The sequence below is a fragment of the Aquifex pyrophilus genome (assembly GCF_054656935.1).
In genome coordinates this window covers 1-20,684 of record NZ_BAAHXJ010000012.1, presented here as the reverse complement: position 1 = coordinate 20,684, position 20,684 = coordinate 1, and the positions used below count along the sequence as shown (strand labels likewise).

Genomic DNA, 20,684 nt, shown 5'->3' with positions numbered 1-20,684 from the left:
AGGGAGCTCCTCTACAGGTCTCTTGGGATTGAGAAAAAAGGTTAAAATGTTCCTTATGAAAAAGAACCTATACCTTCACCTGCTCGGTCTGGTTATCCTTACTTTACTCTCCCTTTATGCGGTTTATAAGTATCCGATAAACCTCGGTCTTGACCTTAAAGGGGGAATAGAGTTCGTCCTTGAGCCCGACTTTGACGTTGCCTTAAGGAGGGAGTATGAAAGCCTTGCGAGGAGGATAAGGGAATCCCTTAAGGAGTTTAACGTTCTTGACGTTTACGTTGAGAATAACGTTGTTATCGTTGAACTTCTTGATAAAAACGAGGTTGAAAAAATAAAGAAGAAAATCTCGGAGCTAAATCCGAACGTTATTTTTGAAGAAAAAGGAGAAAAGCTCTACGTAAAGTTCACGGAAAAGTATATATCCCGATTAAAAGAAAGCATAGTGAGTCAGAGTATAGAGATAATAAGGGACCGTATCGATAAGCTCGGGGTTACTCAGCCCATAGTGAGCAGGGCAGGGAAATACAGGATAATCGTTGACCTTCCCGGTTTTCTTGACGTTGAAAGGGCTAAAAAGATAATAGGGAGCACCGCTTCCCTTGAACTGAGGCTCGTAATAGATTCCTCACCGTCAAGGAAGGATCTTGAGAAGAAGTTAACGAGGGATACGGAGATACTCCCCTCAAGGGAAGGGGATGAGTGGTTCTTACTTGAGAAGGTTCCCGTGATAACCGGGAAGGACCTAAAAACCGCTTACGTCGGGGTTGATGAGCTTGGCCAGCCCGCCGTTAACTTTGAGCTGAAGAGCGAAGCTGCTGAGAAGTTCGGGGAGTTCACCGAGAAGAATATAGGGAAGAGGCTCGCAATAGTTCTTGACAACAAGGTGGTTTCCGCACCTGTAATAAGGAGCAGGATATCCGACAGGGGACAGATAACGGGTAACTTCACCGCTCAGGAAGCGAGGGACCTTGCCTTAATTCTTAGAACGGGAAGTCTTCCCGCACCTCTAAAGTTTTTACAGGAAAAGGTTGTGGGCCCTTCCCTCGGTAAAGACGCCATAGAACAGGGTATAAAAGCCGGGATACTCGGGATAATACTCCTCTCCCTCATACTTGTAGCCAGGTATAAGACAGCGGGTGTAACCGCAAACCTTTCCATACTCCTTAACGTTCTCTTCCTCCTTGCGGGAATGGGCGTTCTCGGAGCTACATTAACGCTTCCCGGAATTGCGGGAATTATTCTCAACATGGGAATAGCGGTAGATTCAAACGTCCTTATCTTTGAAAGGGTAAAGGAGGAGCTGAGACTCGGAAACACACTATCAAAGGCAATAGACCTCGGTTTTAAGAGAACGCTTAGTGCTGTCTGGGATACCCACGTCACCCTTCTCGTCGCTTCTGTTATACTCTTTCAGTTCGGGAGCGGTCCCGTTAAGGGGTTTGCGACAACCCTTGCAATAGGAACGATAGCGAGCTTTATATCAAACGTCTATTACGCGAAGGTCTTCCTTGATTTATTAAACTCAATGAAAATCTTAAAAATATAAATAAATTACTTGGAGGGGGTGAAAGCATGAGAAAGGTTTTAATCCTTATTTTCTTTACCTTCATTTTCGCCTTCTCCATGAACCTCATAAAGGTTGAAGAAAACCTCTATATGGTAAGGGGACATGACGGCCTTCCCTCAAAGGAAAATAGAGGCTTCATATCCAACGCTTTTGGCGTTCTCACTGAAAAAGGATGGGTTGTCGTTGATTCTTTAACGAATCCTTCCCTTGCAAGAGAGTTTATAGGAGAGCTTAAAAAGGTCTCAAAGAAGCCTATTCTTTACCTAATCGTTACCCATTACCACCTTGACCACTGGTATGGAGCAAAGGCATTTAAGGAAGAAGGGGCTAAGATTGTGGGACACATTAAGCTTAAGGAGGTTTACGATTCCGGGGAAGCCCACCAGGTTCTTGAGGCCCAGAAGAAGATTTTTAAGGAAGTTCTGAAAGACGTTAAGCTCGTCCCTCCCGACATAACGGTTAAGGATAAAAAAGTTCTTAAGGTAGGAGGGGAAGAGTTCGTCGTATACGCTATGAGTCCCGCACACACAAATACGGACCTCGTAATACTCTGGAGAAACAAGAATATCCTGTTTGCGGGAGACCTCGTTTACAAGGACAGGATTCCCTTCATGGGGGACAGAAACGCAAGCTCAAAGGGATGGCTGGAAGCTCTTGAAAGGATAAAGGAGATGAAACCGAGGTTAATCCTCGGTGGACATAACTACCCCCTTGACCTTTCAGCGGTTGACTGGACCTACAACTACATAAAGTTCGTAAGGGATAAGGTGAAGAAACTGAAGGACGAGGGATACTTCATAGATGAGGTTATAGAATCCTTTAAGGGAAATCCCTATGAGAAAGTGAAGATGTATGACGTATTCCACAGACAAAACGTGTGGAAGGTTTATAACGAATTAGACCTGGAACTTTAAGATGAAGGGGACGCTTTACTTTGACGGAGCTTCTAAGGGAAATCCGGGAAGGTCGGGAATCGGGGCTGTACTCGTCGTGGGAAACAGGAAGTATACTTTTAAGATGCCCGTAGGGGAAAAGACAAATAACCAGGCGGAATACCTCGCCCTGATAGCGGGAATGCTTCTCGCAAAAAGGAAAAAGGTAAGGGAGCTAACGGTCAGGGGAGACAGCAAGCTCGTAATAAACCAGATGAGGGGAAGCTTCAAAGTTAACGACGAGAAGTTAATGAAGCTATACAGAAAGGCAAAGGAGCTTGAGAAGAGCTTTAAGAAGGTAAGCTACGAATGGGTAAAGAGGGAGGAAAATAAGGAAGCGGATAGGCTTGCGAACGAGGCTTTAAAAACTTATTTAAGGAGGTAAGTATGGACGCAGTAGAGAAGAAGCTTTACGAGCTTTACGAGAAGGCTATAAATTACGAGCCTTTAAACAGGGAAGAAGCCCTTTATATACTTAACGTTGATGACCTTTACGTTCCTTTCCTCGTTCATCTTGCCCAGAAGATTAAAAAGCACTTCTTTCCCGAAAACGAGGTAGAATTCTGTTCCATCATAAACGCAAAGAGCGGAGCCTGTTCCGAGGATTGCAAGTTCTGTGCCCAGTCAAAGTATTACAGGACACCCATAAACGTTTATAACCTCGTTCCCGTTGATGAGATGGTTGAGGGTGCCATAAGGGGTGTTGAGTTCGGGGCAAACAGGTATTGTATAGTCCTGAGCGGTAAGCAGGCAACTCCCCAAGAGGTAGAAAGGATTACGGAAGCGGTAAGGGAGATAAAGAAGGAGGAGCTTCCCATAAACGTGTGCGTCTCCGCTGGAACCCTTGACGAGGAGAGCCTGAGAAAGCTGAAAGAAGCCGGTGTAAAAAGAATTAACCACAACCTTGAAAGCTCAAGGAACTTCTTTAAAAAGATTGTCACAACCCACTCCTGGGAGGATAGATACGAGACCATAAAGAGGATAAAGAAGGTCGGTCTATCAACCTGTAGCGGTGGAATATTCGGTATGGGAGAGACAAACGAGGATAGGGTTGACCTTGCCCTTACCTACAGGGAGCTTGAAGTAGACTCAATTCCCCTGAACTTCCTCATGCCCATAGAGGGAACGCCTCTCCAGAACGCTCCCGGTGTTGAGGTGATGGAAGCCCTCAAGATTATAGCCATGTTCAGGTTTACAAATCCGAAAGCGGAGCTCAGGCTTTGCGGAGGAAGGGAGCAGAACTTAAGGGACTTTCACGGAATGGCGACGTTAATGACGAATGCTCTTATGGTAGGCGGATACCTCACGCGTGCGGGAAGGGATATAAAGAAGGATTACAAGCTCCTTGAGGACCTAAAAGCGAGGAGGAAAGTAAGCGTTGAATGAAGTTTTACCTTGAGGAAAACCTTGAGAAGCTTGCCCGGTGGCTCAGGTTTCTGGGCTACCCCGCCTATACAATCAAAGGTGAGATAAATCTCTCAAAGATTAAGCCGGATGGAGTATTCATAACGACTTCAAGGAGGTGGTATGAGAGACTGAAGAAGCTCGGTATAAACGCATTCCTTGTTCCCCGACACGACTTTGAGCTCCAGCTTTGTAGCGTTGTAAAACACTTCAAGCTAAGGCATGAGCTTTCCCTGAACCTTTGTGCATACTGCTCATCGCCCCTTGTAAGCGTAAGTAGAGAAGAAGTAAGGGAAAAGATTCCGAAAAGGGTTTACGAAGAGGGAGAGGATTTTACCTTATGTCCCGGGTGCGGAGCGGTTTTCTGGAAGGGCTCCCACTACGAAAGGATGAAGAGAAAGCTGGAGGAGATACTAAAGAAGTGCTAAAACCTTCTCCATTTCTTCCTTCGTTCTCTTTTCGGTTACCGCTATCAGCGTTGTCTTTTCAAGTTCTTTGTAAAATCTTTCCACAGGAAAACCGAAGACAACTTTTTCCTTAAGGAGCTTTCTGTAAATCACGGGGAGGTTTTCGTGTCTCACGGGAAACTCCCATAGATGTTTCCCCTTAAAGACCTCCTCAAAGCCCTTCTCAAGGAGTTTCTTCTTGAAGAAGTAAGCCTTTGAAAGGCTCTGAATTGCAACTTCTTTTATGCCTTCTTTTCCGAGAAGAACCATATAAAGGAGGTTGGCAAGGGCCATTAGGTTCTGGTTTGTGCATATGTTTGAGGTTGCCCTCTCCCTTCTTATGTGCTGTTCCCTTGTCTGGAGGACGAGGGTGAAAGCCCTTTTTCCCTTAAGGTCCTCGCCCATACCAACGAGCCTTCCGGGCATCTTTCTGACGTATTCCCTCCTTGTCGCGAAAAATCCGACGTAGGGTCCTCCGAAGGATAGGGGAACTCCGAGCTGTTGTCCTTCCCCGACGACGATATCCGCCCCGAAGGATGAGGGAGGCTTAAGCAAAGCAAGGGCTATCGGGTCCGCAATTACAACAAGGGGAGAGCCAAATTTTTTTGAAAGTTCACCTATCTCCTTTAAAGGTTCTATATAACCGAAGAAATTGGGATACTGAACCACGAGTGCGTGAACCTCGTTCTCTTTTAGCACTCTCTCAAGCTCGTTTAGGTCCGTTGTCCCCTCTTCCGTAAAGCCCACTTCAATTATCTTGTCCCTGTATCCCCTCAGATAGGTCTTTACCACTTGCCTGTATAAAGGATTTATTGTTTTTGAAAGGACAACCGTGTTTCCTTTTCCCCTTATAGCCCTCGCCATCAGAACCGCTTCCGCGGTTGCGGAAGCACCGTCGTACATGGACGCGTTTGCAACATCCATTCCCGTAAGCTCGCATATAAGGGATTGATACTCAAATATCGCCTGGAGCGTTCCCTGTGAGGCTTCCGCCTGGTAAGGGGTGTATGGGGTTAAAAACTCTCCCCTGTTCAGGATTTGCCATATAACCGAGGGTATAATCCTGTCGTAGGATCCTGCTCCGATAAAGTAAAGGGGAACCTCCGTATCCTCACAAGCCTCGTCAAATAATCTTCTCAGTTCTTCCTCCGAGTGCGGTTCGGGAAGGTTAAATCCTTCGGAGAAAAGCTCCTCGGGAATGTGGGAAAAGAGCTCCCTTAAGCTCCTTAACTTTAGTTTCTCAAGGATTCTCTTTACTTCCTCCTCGGAGTGGGGGATGTAGCTCACCTCTCCTCCTCGTATCCCAGATTCTCTTCTTCCACGTTCTCAAGGCTTTCAATGATTTCCTCTGGGTTTTCCTCTTCCTCCTCCCTTATTTCAGCTTCTTCCTCCTTCTCCTCCTCCACTATCTCTTTCAGGTATTCCGCATAGTCTTCCGCTGTCATTAAATCCTCAACCTCGCTCGGGTCCTTCATCTCAACAACAGCTATCCATCCCGCCTCGTAGGGGTCGTCGTTTATTATGCTCGGCTCGTCTTTTAGGTCATCGTTAACCTCAACAACCGTTCCCGTTACGGGTGCGTAAACGGGCGCAACGTTCTTAACGGACTCTATGTTCGCAAGCGTGTCTCCCGCGTCAACCTCCGTTCCCTTCTCGGGAAGGTCAACGTAAACTATATCCCCCAGCTGTTTCTGAGCGTAATCGGTTATGCCCACCTCCGCCAATCCGTTCTTTATTCTCACCCACTCGTGCTCCTTTGTATAGTATCTGTCTCCCTTAACGAGGTAGTTATCAACGAATATCTCTTCCATCCCTTCACCTCCATAATAATTATCCACCGCTTACGGGAGGAATTAAGGCCACTCTATCACCTCTTTTTATCTTAAAGTCGTCGCTAACGTATTCCTCGTTTACCGCAAACCTTACGCTCTCAAGTATGTTTTTAATCTCCGGATACCTTTCCTTCAGAAGTTCTTTAAGCTCCTTTACGCTTCCCTCAAACTCAAGCTCTTCCGAGCTCTTTCCGAGCTTCTCCCTCAGGATTGAGAAGTATCTTAACTCAACCATGGGAAAAATTTAGTATAACCTTCAGTCGTAAACTATTCCACCGCTCAAGAGATGCCCGAGGAGGCCCGTCATGTTCAGGTAAACCTTGTCAAACTCAAGCCTCCAGTAATCCCCTTCCTTCTCAAGCCTTTTCTCCTTAACCTGTATGTGCTTTGAGGTTTTTGAAAGAAGCTCAAGAAGTGCAAGCGCGTTCTCCTTCTTCCTGAACCTGCAACTAAAGGTCTTATAAACTTTGTGCTCCCTCTGGAACTGGTCTATAGCTTCAAAGAGGCCGTCTATAAACGCCCTTCCGAGCTCTTCGTAAAGGTGCTCCGTTCTCTCAAGCCCCTCCTCAAGCATGAATAAAACAAGCCTCAGTATCCTGTTGGTGTAATACTCTGGGGGGAGCTGGAGCATATTCTTTGCGTTGAACTTTATATCCATAAGGTTTGCGTAACTCGTTATATACTTCGCCCTCTTGTTCCGCTCGCTGTCTTCCTTGAAAACAACGCCTTCCCTTCCTTCCTCGTTAAACCTCCTCAGAATTTCTTTAATCTTCCTTATATCCTCCTCGGAGGAAGTAAACCTTCCGAGAACCTGAACGTGAGGGAGGTTGTATCGCTCTATGAGCTCCATCTTCTCCTCGTGAGAAAGAAACTTTAATTCGTTTTTTTTCATAAAGTCAAACACGAAAAGCTGGACATCTTCCTTAACGAAAGGCGGACTCTCCTCTATATAGGGATTTTCGGGGCCTGCAACTTCCGCACATATAACGAGGTCGGGGTTCTCGTCAAGGATACGGAGGTCTATGAGGTCCGGAAGCCTGTCCGTTGTAAAGGGACATATAAAACCGCCCCGTGAAAGAGCGTAATATTTATCCCCGTATTTAAAAATCCTCGTGTTATAACCGTCAACTTTCTCCTCAACCCAGAAGGGGTATTCAAACTGCTCCTTCAGTCCCGTCTCAAGCATGAATATTCTTCCGATATGGGGGTATCCCCACACGATAAAGTCCTTGAATATAACCGTTCCCCTCGGAATATCTTTGTGGTCGTCGTTAAACCTCAGATACTCAAGCCCGAAAGCCTCTTCGCTTCTTACCCTTTTCTTCTTTAACGCTTCCTTTACGGTCTTAGAGTCTATCACCTTAATTTAGGATAGCACAATCAGGACCTTATTAGGGAATACCAAAGCATAAGGCCGTCGTGGGAACCGAGTATATCCTCGGAAGCCCTCTCGGGGTGTGGCATGAGCCCGAAAACGTTACCTTCCCTGTTCATAACTCCTGCTATGTTTGATACAGAGCCGTTCGGGTTTGCATCGGGGGTTACGTTTCCCTTCTCGTCCGAATACCTAAGCAGAATCTGTCCCCTTTCCTCCATTTCTTTAAGCTCTTTTTCGGGAACGTAATACCTCCCGTCGTGGTGAGCTATGGGAATCTTTAGAACGTCACCCTTGTCAAGGGCTTTCGTAAAAGGTGTATTGTTGTTCTCAACCCTAAGGTAAACCCACTTGCATACGAAACGCATGTTCAGGTTGGGAAGGAGGGCACCCGGAAGAAGATGAAGCTCCGTAAGAATCTGAAAGCCGTTGCATATACCGAGAACGAACTTCCCCTTCTGGGCAAACTCGTAAACCGCTTCCGCAAGTGGTGTTTTTGAAGCCAGAGCCCCGGGCCTCAGGTAATCACCAAAGGAAAAGCCTCCGGGAAGGATAACGCAGTCAAACCGCGAGAGGTCCTTTTCTTCCCAGTAAACGAACTCAACCTCTTGCTCAAGAACGTCCCTTATGACGTAATAGGTATCGTAATCGCAGTTAGAACCGGGAAACACGCAAACTCCGAACTTCATTAAGCATAATTATAGGGGAAACCGAGAAAGTAAGATTGATGACATTTCACTAAAAAAATGTATAATTAATATTGAGAAACCATTAAGGAGGTGGGAAAGATGGGCTCTATAAAGCTACCAAAAGAAGAATGGGAAAGATACTTTGACAACGTTTCAAAGAACCTTCCCGCTGTTGAGGCACAGCTTGAGGTTGTTAACAAAGAGATAGGAGACCAGATGGAGGTTGAGTATTCTCCACTCATGGGACTTGCCTACGACCCTAAGGACGACGTATTTGAGATTCAGTTCAGGGAAACCCACGACCACTTAATCCATCACCCTCAGGAGATTTACGTAATAGAAGAAGACGGAAAGATGACATCCCTTGAGATAATTGACAAGGATGGAACGAAGTACATACTAAGGGTGAAACCCGCAATACCCCTACCCGGTTAACACGTCAAGTATCTTCTTCTCCGCTCCCTCTTTGTAAAAACCCTTTATCCCCTTTTTAAACCTCTCGTAATCCGAGAGTATTCTCTCAAGGAGCTTTAAAACAACCTTCTCGTTTGCCTCCTCCTGTCTTATAACGAGTCCCCCTCCGATTTCCTCTATCTCCTTTGCGTTAAAGAACTGGTGGTCGTCCGCCGCATAGGGATAGGGAATGAAAAGGGAAGGAATGCCGTGGTAGGAGAGCTCCGTTATCGTTCCCGCTCCCGCACGGGTTATGGCAAGGTCGCTTGCAGAGTATATGAGAGCCATATCAAGGGAGAAGGGAAGAACCTTTACACCCTTCAGGTCCTTAAACCTTTCGTAATGCTTTTCTCCCGAAATTAAAATTACCTGAACTTCCTCCGGAAGGAGGTCTATAAGCCTTTCCGTCAATTCGTTCAGAAATAAAGCCCCCTGAGAACCGCCGAATATAAGGAGCGTTTTCTTCTCAGGATTTAAGCCAAGCTTCCTTTTCGCATCTTTATACCTTTTCTTTACCTTTTCTCTGAGAGGAATTCCCGTTTTTAAGGCGTCCTTAAAGTATTTTCGCGTATGCTCAAAGGTTATAAATATCCCCTCCGCTTTTCTTGAGAGGAGCTTGTTTGTCCTGCTCGGAACGGAGTTCTGCTCGTGGATGAAGAGTTTCTTCCTTCTTAAAATAGTATGAATTCCAAGAGGAAGGGACGCGTATCCTCCGAAAACGAGTGAGGAGAAATCCCCTTTCAGCTTTTTGTAAAGTTCCCTTTGAGCTTTCAGAACGCCGTATAAAGCCCTCAGCCTTTCTTTTAGACGCACACCCCTGAAGGGGTAAATCTCAAAAAAGAGGGAGGGAACACCTATAATCTCCCTTAATCGGTACTCAATTCCCCTTTTAGCTCCTATAAAAAGGATATTTTCCTTCTTTTTTGCATACTCTATGAAGGCAAGGGCTGGGAAGAAGTGTCCTCCCGTTCCTCCTCCCGATACCGCAATCATGCTCTTATTTTAAACTTTTTATATGCACCCGCTCGTAGGCATAATAATGGGAAGCATCTCCGACTGGGAGTATATGAAAGGGGCTCACGAGGTTCTGAAAGATTTCGGAGTTCCCCACGAGGTTAAGGTGGTTTCCGCCCACAGAACGCCCGAGAGGATGTACGAGTATGCAAGGAACGCGAGAAAAAGGGGAATAGAGGTGATTATAGCTGGAGCTGGGGGAGCTGCACACCTTCCCGGAATGACTGCATCCATGACTACCTTGCCCGTGATAGGCGTTCCGATACCCACGAAACACCTGGGAGGTGTTGACTCCCTTTACTCCATCGTTCAGATGCCTGCGGGCATACCCGTTGCAACGGTCGCCATAGGAAATGCAAGAAACGCGGCCCTTCTTGCTGTGAGAATACTCTCAATAAAGTATTCAGAATACGCCAGAAAGCTTGAAGATTACGAGAAAGCCTTGAAGGAAAAAGTTGATAGAATGAACGAGGAGCTGAGGAAGGAGGTGGAAAATGGAATTTGATGTTAAGGATTTATCCCTTGCGGAGGAAGGCTTAAAGCGTATTGAGTGGGCGGAAATGGATATGCCCGTCTTGAAGCAGATAAGGCAGAGATTTTCAAGGGAAAAACCCCTTGAGGGGAAAAAAATCTCGGCCTGTTTGCACGTAACGACCGAGACAGCAAATCTCGTAAGAACCCTGAAGGAAGGGGGAGCTGAGGTTTACCTAACCGCATCCAACCCTCTCTCAACTCAGGACGACGTTGCGGCAGCCCTCGTTAAATACTTTGATATTCCCGTGTTCGCCATAAGAGGAGAAGACAGGGAGACCTATTACAAACACCTGAAGGCTGTTATAGAGAAGGAACCCGATATCGTTATAGACGACGGAGCGGACCTCATTTCAACCCTCCACAAGGAGTATCCCGCGCTTGCGGAAAAGGTAATAGGGGGTATGGAGGAAACGACAACGGGCGTTATAAGGCTGAGGGCTATGGCCCAGCAGGGGGTTCTAAAATTCCCCGTAATAGCGGTTAACGACGCATACACAAAACACATGTTTGACAACAGATACGGAACGGGACAATCCACGATAGACGGAATACTGAGGGCAACCAACAGGCTCATAGCCGGCTCTTACTTCGTCGTTGCTGGATACGGATGGTGTGGTAAGGGTGTAGCCCAGAGGGCAAGGGGAATGGGTGCAATAGTCATAGTAACCGAGGTTGACCCCATAAAAGCCCTTGAGGCACGCATGGACGGATTTCTCGTTATGCCCATGTCGGAAGCTGCAAAGCTCGGCGACTTCTTCGTAACCGTTACAGGAAATATACACGTCATAAGGAAGGAGCACTTTGAGGTTATGAAGGACGGGGCTATAGTTGCAAACAGCGGACACTTTAACGTTGAGATAGACATTCCCTCCCTTGAGGAAATGGCGGTTGAGAAAAGGGAGATAAGGAAAAACGTAACCGAGTATAAGCTGAAGGACGGAAGGAGGATTTACCTCCTTGCGGAGGGAAGGCTCGTAAACCTTGCTGCTGCGGAAGGACACCCCGCCTCGGTTATGGATATGTCCTTCTCAAACCAGGCTCTCAGTGCGGAATACATAGTAAAGAACGGAAACAGGCTTGAGAAGAAGGTCTACAGAGTTCCTAGAGAGATAGACGAAGAGGTTGCGAGGTTAAAACTGAACGCACTCAATATAAAAATAGACAAGCTTACCGAGGAACAGAAGAGGTATTTAAGCTCCTGGGAGATGGGAACGTAAGCTATTTTTCCTTTAGCCATTTTCTTATAACGAGGGCGACCCTTTCGGGTTCGCTCTTTGCAACCTCCAGTAGCTCCTCGTAGGGGCTCTTCTTTCTCACTTCTTCAACCGTGGGTATTCCGGATGCCGGCGTTGGAACTGGTGCGGGAGCCCTTCTCCTGAGAAGTCTGAACAATCCGTAAGCTATCAAGAGGAGGGTTACTAAAGCTACACCGCCGACGAGGAGATAAACGTAAAGTGGAACTTCGGGCCTTTTCTCCACCGGAATGGGAGCTTTTGCAAAGGGAAGGGAAACTACCGAAATTACGTCTCCACGTTTTGGGTCAAGTCCGGCAGATGCCATTATCAGCTTCTTTAGCTCTTCAACGTTAACCTCAAGGTCTTTATCCACTATAACGCCCACGCTTATCCTTTTGACCTTTATTGTGTTGTCCTCATAGTATATCTCCCTCTTGCTTACCTCGTAATTGGTTATGCTTTCCTTCCTCTCGGTTAAAACTTCCTCCTGAGTTCCCGCACCCCTTGCGGGTGGAACGTTTGCCTGGGTTCCCGGTATGCCCTCGGGCTGTCTTCTCACGGAACGTTCCTTTTTCTTTTGCTCACTAACAACCGCAACGAGGTCGGGGTCGTAGAGCTCCTCCCTCTTCTTCATAGAGGAAAAATCAAGCTCCGCGGATACATTTACTTTAGCCTTTCCGTATCCGAGAACGCTTTCCAGGGTTCTCTGTATCTTCCTCTCAAGGTTTTTCTCAAACTCCCTCTTTATCTTCAACTGAAGGGTTTGTATCCTCCCGTTTTCCTCCTCAAGGAAAGCGGTCAAGTCTCTCCCCTTATCGTCTATAACGACAACCTGTGAGGGCTTTAGGTTCTCAACACTTCCAGCAACGAGGTTTCTTATTGCCTTTACCTGTTCAGGGGATAGCTCGCACCCCGGCCTCAGCTCAACAAACACCGAAGCCTTAGCCTCTCCCTCTTCCCTTATAAAAAGACTCCTTTCGGGAAGGACTATGTGAACCCTTGCGTAATCAATACACTCAAGGCTCATTATCGTTTTTGCAAGCTCCCCCTCTATCGCCCTTTTGAAGTTAACTAGCTGTTGAAATCGGGAGAGGGTTATACCGCTTTTATCAAAAACCTCGTATCCCACTATTCCCCTTTTCGGAATGCCCTTCGCTGCAAGCTTCAGCCTGAGCTCTCTCGCTATGCTTTCGGGAACGTAAATCGTTCTGCCGTCGGGGGAAACTTTATACTTTATTCCTTGTTTATCAAGTTCCGTTATAATGCTGTTCAAATCCTCCGAAGAAAGCCCCGTGTATAAAACCGTGTAGTTTTCCTGAGAAAGATAAATAAGAGCAAGGGCTCCAAGCGATACAATCAGCAATGGAATACCAACCGCCAGAGCTTTCTGAACGGGTGAAAGGGCATCAAACTTCTCCTTTAGAAGGTTCAGATACTCCCTTAACTTTTCCATTCTAGACCTGCATGTTTATTAGGTCCCTGTAGGCTTCAAGGAGCTTGTTCCTCACCTCTATGAGTAAGTTCAGGGCAACCTTTGCCTTTTCCGCCTCAATCACTATCTCGTGCAGGGGAATGTCTTTTCCTTCAAGGGCGCGCTTCTTTAACTTTTGATACCTAATCTGTTTCTCGTTTACCCACTCAACGAAGTTCTTAAAATCCTGGATTACATCGCTCCTTTCAGTTTGAGCTTCCTTAAAAATCTTTGGTATTAAGCCAAGCTTACTTACTTCCATGACTCAAAAGTCCTCTCAAAGATTTCCCTTGTGATTGTAAAAGCTTTAAGGTTTGCCTCGTAGCTCCTTACAGCGGTAATCATATCAACCATTTCTTTAACGGGTTCTATATCGGGAAGCCTCACGTATCCCCTCTCATCCGCATTTGGATTGTCGGGGTCATAAATGAGCTTAAACCCCAGAAGTTCCCTTATCTCCTTAACCCTTACGTAAACTTCTGTCGAGCTTCCCTCAACCGCTTCAAAGACCGGAACGAGCCTCTGGAAGGGTGTCCCGTCCCTTTTGAAGGATTCATAGTTTGCGAGGTTAGAGGCTATGGTGTTCATCCTTATCCTCTGGGCATACATGCCCGAGGCACTGATATCAAAAGCCTTAAATATGTCCATCATTCAGCCCTCCCTTTTATAACTCTGTTGAGACCATTAAGGCTTCCCGTTGCGAACTTAAGGTATGTCTCGTAAGCGAGCCTGTTTTTCACGAGTTCAGAGAGCTCCCTCTCAATGCTAACGTTATTCCTGTCGTTTCCCGTAAGACCGCTCCTTATTTCAATAAGTTTTGTTTCAAACCTCCTGTAGTTCGTTATATGTTTCTCCCGCGTTATCTTCATAGGTAAAGCAGGCCTCTCAACCTTAAAAATAAGGTCCCTTCTTCTGTAATTTGGCGTGTCCGCATTGGCTATATTTCCGAGGATTACCTTATGCCTTTTCCAAGTGTAGTTAAGGAAAGGCTTTAACTCATCAGCCCCTTTAAATATATCCATTTACCCACCCCACAAACTTAATATAACCTCCCTCCAAGGTTTTTTAAAGTCTTCCGCTTCCTTTAAAACCTCTGAAAGTATATCTTTTCTGTGGAGCTTTTCCGCGCTGTAGCCGAGCTTAATGAGGACAGCCCCGTAAACGTCATTTTTCCTTTTATACTCCTTCAGAAATGCCCTGTACATTTCTATAGCCTTTCTGTACATTCCTTTCCCGTAGTATATATCTCCCGCAAGCTTGTATATATGGGGAAAGTATCCCTTTAATCTTTCGTATTCCCTTGCAAGCTTTACTACTTCATCTATGTAATTATTTTCTTCAAGGTAGGATAGTATAAGTAAAGCCTCAAGTTTATCAACACCTTCAAGCTTTTCAACGGATTCCTTCAAGAGACGTTCAGCTACTTCCTTTCTCCCTTTAGAGAACCAGAATAATCCTCTCAGAAACTTTCTTTTTGGTGTTCTCGGAAGAAGCTCGACAACTTTTAAAAACTCGTTGTCACCCCTGTATAAAAGAGCTCTCGCCAATACCTCAATGGATGAAGGTTTATTAAACACACTTAAGAAGTTTTTTCGATTCAATCTGTATAGCTCCGTTATTAAATCCCCGTATACGTAAGGTTTTAATTTTAAAATCTTTTTATTTAAAATCTCAATTTCTTCATCGTATCCAAAAATTTCTCCTAAAAGGACAAAAGGATTTCTTCGGAACTTTACAATCCTTAGAAATTCTTTCTCCTCATTTCCTATTTTCTTTTCCTCAATTGCTTTATTGTAGAGGGCAAAAAGTACAAAGTTTTCGTAAGGTTTTCCCGTTGATAACCAACCTATCTGGAGGACTACGTCATAATAAAACCTAAATTCTCTAAACCTTTTCAAAAATTCCTTATTCTTCCAGTACTTTAAGTAAAGAATCCTGTATACGGAGTTATAAAAAAGTTCCTTTTTTATCTCTTCGTATATAGAGTAAGCCTCGGAGAAGTTGTTAAGCTTAAGATTCAGTTCAGTCAGGTAGTAATTGAGCATAATCCTGTAAAATCCGAATTTGTCGAGCTCCTTAGCCCTTGTGAAGTAAAAGAGGGCTTTTCGTAAATTTCCGAGTCTGTAATGGGAAAACGCTGTGTAGTAATTAAAGTGGACATCATACTTGAGAAAGCTATTGAGTTCAAGGGCTTTTCTTAAGTTCTCAATCCCGCTCTCATACTTACCTAGCCCGACTTCGTATACGCCGAGGGCGAGGTAATAAAGATAGGCATATTCCCGCGGTATTTTACCGAGTCTTTTAACGTATGTGTACCCCGTATAGTCTCCAAAGAGTGCGGAAGCAAGGGCAAACTTTATTATGAACCTCTCATCCCTCGTATCCCCGTAAAGGGACGCATATATATCCATAGCCCTGTCATACCAGCCGAGAAGAAAATAGGAATCGCCTACGAACTCCCTTTGAAGAGTGAGATACCTGGGGGACTTATAATGGAATGTGTATAAGTTCAAGAATCCTATGGCTGAAAAAATCCCCTCCTTATTCCCGAGATTGTAGGAATAAAGGGCATAGGAAAGGCCATAGTAAAGGTATGAAAGCTCTCCGTATTCGCTCTTTGGGGAAAGTGTGTAAGCCCTTGAGAAGTATAAAAGGGCATCAACGTAGTCGTTTACGCTTAAAGCCCTTATTCCGTTTTCGTAGTAAGTCTTAGAAGCTTCTTCGTTTTTGTTAAAGGAGAATGCTGAAATTAGAAGAAGTAGTATTATCAGTATTCTCGTCGGTCTCATTTACACCTATATTACTCCTTTCCCTTTCCTTTTCTCTATCCCTGTAAATCTCACTTCCGTTAACGTTTAAGCTCTCAAGCCTGAAACCGGCACTCTGGAATATCTGGGAAATTCTGACAGCGTCGTAATTCGTTATAAAGGAATTATTAAAGTCCTTAAATCTTAAAAAGAGTGTGGCGTTTTCCTTTAAAAATCTCATCTCTATTCCCATATCTTTTATCTCAACCTTAACCTTCTTTACATTTTTTTCTTCAATTACCGTGAAATCCTTTACAATTTTCTTTATTTCAACTCTTTTTGTCTCAATATTTTCCCTCGGAAGCTCTTTTATTTCTACAATTACCGGTGGTTTTTTCTTAAGGTCGTAATCGCTCTTTTCTTCCTTTTTAGAATTTTTTAGCTCTTTTATGGGAAAATCTACAAAAGTTTCTTCAGGTTTATAATTCTTTTTAATTTTAATTAAGTTCTTTATATTTATAAGAGTATCTGTATCATTCTTTTGAAATTGTTGAATGGGATTTTTTTCATCTTTTACAATTTCATACCTCTTTAAAACGCTTTCCTTGGGTATAGGTTTTTCTTCCTTAAAATTATAAATTTCAAGGAATTCTAACTTCCCGTAAGTAATTTTGTTTGGTATTCTATTAGACGAAAACTTAGAAATTTCTTCCCGCTTGTTGTGTTCCTCTGCCTTTACAGCCTTTGTAACAAAAATTTTCTCAACAATAACAACAGCATTTGCCTTTTTTTGTTTAAAGCTCCCTTCCATATTTATTTCTTTTTCTGTGTGAATCCTTTCATTATCAATTTTAGTGTTTTTCTCTTTTATAATGTTATCTACAGGAAATATTAAGGGAGAAACAACAGGCATTTTGGGATTTACATTCAGATTTTTCTCTACTTCCTCCTTTTCTCCCGAAATTTGTTTAAACTTTTTCCCTAAATCAAAAAAGTTCAAAATTTCCTTTGGCTCCTCTTTTATTTCCCCCTTCTGGTTGAAACTTTCAATAAGGGAAAGGAGAACAGAGAAGAAATCCCCCTTTACTCCTTTAGAGTTTATTGTTTGATTTATGTTCCCCAAGAACGGAAATAGCTGTAATTTTTCCATCCCCTCCACCTTACTGATTAATTTACTCCTTACAGGGGCGAAAGTCTATTACATCAAATCCTATTCTGTCCGCATACATAAGCTGAGTAGAGTTGAGCAGTTTTCTTATCTCTTCGTCGCTATCCGGGTGTTTAATCCTGATAACGAGTTTTCTTTTTTCCTCTCCCTTCAGTTCAATATCACACAGGGGAATCCCATTTCTCTTTGCATCCATCTTGATGAATTTCGGGAAGAGTTTTCTCTTGATTAGCATATACTCCTCGTAAACCTTTTTCGCTTTGGCGTAAAGCTTCAAACTTCTCTCGTCCTTTTCTCTGTAATACTCGTACTTCTTATAGATAACGTAAATGGGATAGCCTAACCTGTTCAACTCATCAACGAGCTTAAAATCCACTTCCTTCTTTTCTTCCAATTTTTTTTCTATCTCAACAATTTGCTTGTAAATTCTAACTAACTTATCCGCATCACTTTGATAAGGTTCAGGAAGTAGGAATCCAAGGCTTATCAGTATGTAAGACAAGAACCTCATATAACTTAATATACAATTTAAAGGATGGTGTTTCTTTTCCTTCTTCTGTCCCTCGCGATAGCGGTCTTTCAGGCTTCTTTGTTTACACCGATATTCGGTAACCTCTTCTTAACTCCATCACTATCGTTTGTATTCATACTTCTATCTTCCCGTATTTTAAAAGAAAAAAGCCTAATACTTGCATTCATAACAGGTCTATTTTTTGATACTATAACGGATAGTTTGGGACTAATGACGCTTATAAACATTGTTTTCCTATACATATATCTCCTTATAACGGAATTCATATTCGTTAAAAACAGGCTTTTTGATTTCTTAATTCTTCCACCTTTTGTATTAATCTTAAGAAAAATCGTGATAATAAGTATTGTAGGGAAGAAATTTTTAATAGATTACTCTTTAAAATCCATAATTTTTTCCTTTTTTATGGAAATTATATTTTTAATGATTTTGTATAAACTTTTTTCTAAGTGGATAGATGAAGAGACGTAGCTTCATTATAATGCTCTTATCGGCTTTGGGAAGTTTTATCGGAGTCGTTTTTAATCTGTTCAGACTTCAGGTTCTTGAAGGTGAAAAGTACAGGGAGCTTTCGGAGAGAAATTACGTAAGAAAAAGGTATCTTTATCCTCCTCGTGGTGATATATACGACAGAAACGGAGAGCTTCTCGCTTACGACGTTCCCAATTATGTTTTAGTTCTTGATGCGAACAGGCTGAGAAAAAGAGAGCTTGAGAAGGTTCTTAAGGAGATTGAAAGGCTTTTTGGTGTAAGCCTAAAAAAAGAAAAGGTTGTAAGGACCTCTTTTGAACCCATTGTTGTAAAGGAAGAACTTGCTCCCGAAGAGATAAACACCTTCTACAGGAACAGGTATAAACTTCCCGGTGTGTTTATTGAGGTTATGCCTAAAAGAGTTTACCCAAAGGGAGAGCTCGCCTCCCACGTGGTTGGATACGTCGGGAAACCCTCAGAAAGAGATTTTAAACGCCTAAAGGAAAAGATAGGGCCCCTCAGCTTTGTCGGAAAAATGGGAATTGAGCGTTCCCTTGATGAGGTTCTAACGGGAAAACTCGGAGAAGAGAAGGTTATGGTTAACGCGGTGGGGAGAATAGTTAGGGTCCTTGAAAGGAGAGAGCCGAAAAAGGGAAGGTCAATAAAGCTCACCATAGACGCTAGGTTTCAAAAGATTGTTGAGGATGTTTTCAGGGAAAGCGGGAATCCCGCGGGAGCCGTTATACTCCTTAAGGCCTCAACGGGGGAGGTTCTCGCCCTTGCGAGCTTTCCGGGATTTGACCCGAACAGCGTTTATAAGGACTGGGAAAAGCTCAGCAAAAACCCCTTAAAACCTTTCTTCAACAGGGCTGTAAGGGGCTTGTATCCTCCGGCGTCCGTTTTTAAGGTTCCCATAGCTTACGCGGTTCTTGAGACTAAAACAAAATCACCTTGGGATATAGTTTATTGTGGTGGTTCCTTTAAGCTGGGGGACAGGAGGTTTTACTGCTGGAGAAGGTGGGGGCACGGAAAGGTAAACCTTATAAAGAGCCTCAGGGATTCCTGCGATGTTTATTACTACACCGTAGGTTACGAACTCGGACCCACAAAAATAAGGTATTACGCAAAGCAGTTTACCTATGGTATGTCCATTCCCTTTGAGCTTCCCGTAAGAAGGGGCTTTATACCTACGCCCTCGTGGAAACTGAGACGCTTTAAAGAGCCATGGTATGACGGGGACACCGTTAATATGAGCATAGGACAGGGATTCTTACTCAGCAATCTGATGGAACAAACCTTAATGATGATGGGAATAGCCAACAACGGAGTTATATACAAACCAACCCTTCTTAAAGAAATCCTTGACGATAAAGGTAACGTCATCTGGAGGAACGAGAGGAAGGTCCTTAAGGCCATTTACGGGAAGCTTGAGCACTTCGCGATTATAAAGAGAGGGCTGAGGGAAGCGGTAAGGAGGGGAACCGCAAAGGAGGCCATGTCAAGAATCGTTGATATAGCGGGAAAGACGGGGACAGCGGAAGTCTTTTTCAAAAATAAGAGAAAGATAAAGGAGTATTACAAAAAAAGAAAAAAGAAGCTCCCTTGGAAGTATAGAAATCACGCCTGGTTTGTTGGCTTTGCCCCTTACAGGGACCCCAAATTCATAATAGGTGTATTCGTTGAACACGGAGAAAGCGGAGGAAGGACAGCAGCACCTATAGCGAGAAAGATACTTGAGCGTATATACATAAACAGGCTTCACAAGGAAATCTAAATAGCTCTGTAATAAGCTCCTTCCTGAACAACCTTCCCGTTAATTATAAGCTTCGCTATTAGGGAGCTCACGGATTTAACATCTCTTTCCAGGAACTCCTTTATCTCATCGAAAGTTCTGGGAACCTTTAGAAAATCAAGTATTTTTTCTTTCCTCACATCATCGTATATATGAGCTTTCCCTTCTCTTACAAGCTCAAGACACCCCTCCCACCTTTCCGAACGCTCATCACCCACAAATACAAGGATTTCCCTTCCGTATTTATATGCGTATTCCGCCGTTATGAGTGCACCGCTTCTCCTTCCTGCTTCCGCAACGTATAACCTCTCCGAAAGTCCAGCAATAATCCTGTTCCTCTTAGGGAATGTGTATTTACTTCCCTCTTCCCAGGGTAGAAACTCTGACACAAGAGAAACCCTTCCCCTATCAAGGAGCTTTTCTATTCTCCTTTCCCTTTTGAGCATGCCGTATCCCAGAACGACCGTAGTAGGAATTCCCAGGTTCAAGGCACTCTCGTGAGCCTTCATATCTATTCCCCTCGCTCCGCCCGAAATAACTGGTTTTCCTTCCTCTTTTACAACTTTCTCAACAAACCTAAGGGAGATTTCCGAGGGCTTTCGCGTTCCCACGATTCCAACGCCGATAAAAGGTTTCGCCCCCGTGTAGAAGATAACTGGAGGAGGGTCCTTAATCTCCCTGAGAAGTTCAGGATAATCTTTATCCTCAATAGTTATAAATCTCAATCCCTTTTCCAAGCTCTTAAGAAGGTTTTCCTCATACCTCCTTTCTGATGATAGGGAAAGGAGAATCCTTTCCGCTTTCACTCTTCCTAAGAGCTTTTCAAGCTGACTCTCCTCAATATTTTCTATCGAACCGAAAGCGTTTATAATTTTCTTGATAGTAGTTTCTCCAACTCCCCTTGTATCTTTCAGACGCAGGTATTTAAGGAGCTTCATAAAGAAGATTTTGACAAAAAAATTTTTTGTGATATATAATATTTTTTTACCTCAAAGTCGGAGGTAGAGAATGGCCAAGGAGAA

The 20,684-nt window shown here is 43.9% G+C and carries 23 protein-coding genes; 9 read left to right on the top strand and 14 right to left on the bottom strand.

Annotated elements, in window-relative coordinates; translation table 11 throughout:
• The first annotated feature begins 55 nt into the window (after positions 1-55).
• The 5 genes from secD to ACYQZ0_RS07235 are packed head-to-tail and all read left to right on the top strand — an operon-like array spanning position 56 to position 4,331.
• A complete protein-coding gene (secD, locus tag ACYQZ0_RS07255; RefSeq protein ID WP_459775929.1) occupies positions 56-1,546 on the top strand; it encodes a protein translocase subunit SecD in 1,491 nt (496 codons plus the stop codon).
• A gap of 26 nt (positions 1,547-1,572) precedes the next feature.
• On the top strand, positions 1,573-2,481 hold the full coding sequence (locus tag ACYQZ0_RS07250) for an MBL fold metallo-hydrolase (RefSeq protein WP_459775928.1): 909 nt from the start codon (positions 1,573-1,575) through the stop codon (positions 2,479-2,481).
• Between the two features lies 1 nt (position 2,482).
• Positions 2,483-2,884 (top strand): ribonuclease HI family protein, encoded by a 402-nt coding sequence (locus ACYQZ0_RS07245; RefSeq protein WP_459775927.1) that lies wholly within the window; start codon positions 2,483-2,485, stop codon positions 2,882-2,884.
• A gap of 2 nt (positions 2,885-2,886) precedes the next feature.
• A complete protein-coding gene (gene bioB, locus ACYQZ0_RS07240) occupies positions 2,887-3,885 on the top strand; it encodes a biotin synthase BioB (RefSeq protein ID WP_459775926.1) in 999 nt (332 codons plus the stop codon).
• Positions 3,882-4,331: a Mut7-C RNAse domain-containing protein gene (locus ACYQZ0_RS07235; RefSeq protein ID WP_459775925.1), complete on the top strand. Its 450-nt coding sequence runs from the start codon at positions 3,882-3,884 to the stop codon at positions 4,329-4,331. The genes bioB and ACYQZ0_RS07235 overlap by 4 nt, the downstream gene beginning before the upstream one ends.
• Here the strand turns inward: ACYQZ0_RS07235 and gcvPA are convergent.
• From gcvPA to purQ, 5 genes are read right to left on the bottom strand one after another with little or no spacing between them, the layout of a single operon-like run.
• On the bottom strand, positions 4,317-5,636 hold the full coding sequence (gcvPA, locus tag ACYQZ0_RS07230) for an aminomethyl-transferring glycine dehydrogenase subunit GcvPA (RefSeq protein ID WP_459775924.1): 1,320 nt from the start codon (positions 5,634-5,636) through the stop codon (positions 4,317-4,319). The two genes, ACYQZ0_RS07235 and gcvPA, sit on opposite strands and share 15 nt — an antisense overlap.
• Entirely contained in the window at positions 5,633-6,160 is a 528-nt protein-coding gene (gene gcvH / locus ACYQZ0_RS07225; RefSeq protein WP_459775923.1) for a glycine cleavage system protein GcvH, read from the bottom strand. The genes gcvPA and gcvH overlap by 4 nt, the downstream gene beginning before the upstream one ends.
• 19 nt (positions 6,161-6,179) lie before the next feature.
• Positions 6,180-6,416 (bottom strand): molybdopterin converting factor subunit 1, encoded by a 237-nt coding sequence (gene moaD, locus ACYQZ0_RS07220; RefSeq protein ID WP_459775922.1) that lies wholly within the window; start codon positions 6,414-6,416, stop codon positions 6,180-6,182.
• 21 nt (positions 6,417-6,437) lie between these two features.
• On the bottom strand, positions 6,438-7,541 hold the full coding sequence (locus ACYQZ0_RS07215) for an RNA ligase (RefSeq protein ID WP_459775921.1): 1,104 nt from the start codon (positions 7,539-7,541) through the stop codon (positions 6,438-6,440).
• A gap of 20 nt (positions 7,542-7,561) precedes the next feature.
• Entirely contained in the window at positions 7,562-8,245 is a 684-nt protein-coding gene (gene purQ / locus ACYQZ0_RS07210) for a phosphoribosylformylglycinamidine synthase I (RefSeq protein ID WP_459775920.1), read from the bottom strand.
• Between the two features lie 99 nt (positions 8,246-8,344).
• Here purQ and ACYQZ0_RS07205 point away from each other — a divergent pair, with 99 nt between their 5' ends.
• Positions 8,345-8,680: a DUF5335 family protein gene (locus tag ACYQZ0_RS07205; RefSeq protein WP_459775919.1), complete on the top strand. Its 336-nt coding sequence runs from the start codon at positions 8,345-8,347 to the stop codon at positions 8,678-8,680.
• Here the strand turns inward: ACYQZ0_RS07205 and murG are convergent.
• Positions 8,669-9,691, bottom strand: coding sequence for an undecaprenyldiphospho-muramoylpentapeptide beta-N-acetylglucosaminyltransferase (gene murG / locus ACYQZ0_RS07200; protein ID WP_459775918.1), 1,023 nt, complete (start codon positions 9,689-9,691; stop codon positions 8,669-8,671). The two genes, ACYQZ0_RS07205 and murG, sit on opposite strands and share 12 nt — an antisense overlap.
• A gap of 22 nt (positions 9,692-9,713) precedes the next feature.
• Between murG and purE the strand changes: the two genes are divergently transcribed.
• Together purE and ahcY are read left to right on the top strand one after the other, a co-directional pair.
• Positions 9,714-10,217, top strand: a complete 504-nt coding sequence (gene purE / locus ACYQZ0_RS07195; protein ID WP_459775917.1) for a 5-(carboxyamino)imidazole ribonucleotide mutase — start codon at positions 9,714-9,716, stop codon at positions 10,215-10,217.
• Entirely contained in the window at positions 10,207-11,463 is a 1,257-nt protein-coding gene (gene ahcY, locus ACYQZ0_RS07190) for an adenosylhomocysteinase (protein ID WP_459775916.1), read from the top strand. The genes purE and ahcY overlap by 11 nt, the downstream gene beginning before the upstream one ends.
• A 1-nt stretch (position 11,464) precedes the next feature.
• On the opposite strand, the gene fliF is transcribed toward ahcY, so the two are convergent.
• From fliF to ACYQZ0_RS07155, 7 genes are read right to left on the bottom strand one after another with little or no spacing between them, the layout of a single operon-like run.
• Positions 11,465-12,934, bottom strand: a complete 1,470-nt coding sequence (gene fliF / locus ACYQZ0_RS07185; protein ID WP_459775915.1) for a flagellar basal-body MS-ring/collar protein FliF — start codon at positions 12,932-12,934, stop codon at positions 11,465-11,467.
• Between the two features lies 1 nt (position 12,935).
• On the bottom strand, positions 12,936-13,214 hold the full coding sequence (fliE, locus tag ACYQZ0_RS07180) for a flagellar hook-basal body complex protein FliE (RefSeq protein ID WP_459775914.1): 279 nt from the start codon (positions 13,212-13,214) through the stop codon (positions 12,936-12,938).
• Positions 13,205-13,603, bottom strand: coding sequence for a flagellar basal body rod protein FlgC (flgC, locus tag ACYQZ0_RS07175; protein ID WP_459775913.1), 399 nt, complete (start codon positions 13,601-13,603; stop codon positions 13,205-13,207). Before flgC ends, fliE begins: the two co-directional genes overlap by 10 nt.
• Positions 13,600-13,974 carry a flagellar basal body rod protein FlgB gene (gene flgB, locus ACYQZ0_RS07170; protein WP_459775912.1) on the bottom strand — a complete coding sequence of 125 codons (375 nt, stop codon included), beginning with the start codon at positions 13,972-13,974 and terminating at the stop codon, positions 13,600-13,602. The genes flgC and flgB overlap by 4 nt, the downstream gene beginning before the upstream one ends.
• A complete protein-coding gene (locus tag ACYQZ0_RS07165) occupies positions 13,975-15,741 on the bottom strand; it encodes a tetratricopeptide repeat protein (protein ID WP_459775911.1) in 1,767 nt (588 codons plus the stop codon).
• Positions 15,683-16,849 (bottom strand): hypothetical protein, encoded by a 1,167-nt coding sequence (locus tag ACYQZ0_RS07160; RefSeq protein WP_459775910.1) that lies wholly within the window; start codon positions 16,847-16,849, stop codon positions 15,683-15,685. The genes ACYQZ0_RS07165 and ACYQZ0_RS07160 overlap by 59 nt, the downstream gene beginning before the upstream one ends.
• A gap of 22 nt (positions 16,850-16,871) precedes the next feature.
• Entirely contained in the window at positions 16,872-17,378 is a 507-nt protein-coding gene (locus tag ACYQZ0_RS07155) for a hypothetical protein (RefSeq protein WP_459775909.1), read from the bottom strand.
• 478 nt (positions 17,379-17,856) lie between these two features.
• Between ACYQZ0_RS07155 and mrdA the strand changes: the two genes are divergently transcribed.
• Positions 17,857-19,644, top strand: a complete 1,788-nt coding sequence (gene mrdA, locus ACYQZ0_RS07150) for a penicillin-binding protein 2 (RefSeq protein ID WP_459775908.1) — start codon at positions 17,857-17,859, stop codon at positions 19,642-19,644.
• On the opposite strand, the gene dprA is transcribed toward mrdA, so the two are convergent.
• Positions 19,641-20,600, bottom strand: coding sequence for a DNA-processing protein DprA (gene dprA, locus ACYQZ0_RS07145; RefSeq protein WP_459775907.1), 960 nt, complete (start codon positions 20,598-20,600; stop codon positions 19,641-19,643). The genes mrdA and dprA overlap by 4 nt on opposite strands.
• Between the last annotated feature and the right edge of the window lie 84 nt (positions 20,601-20,684).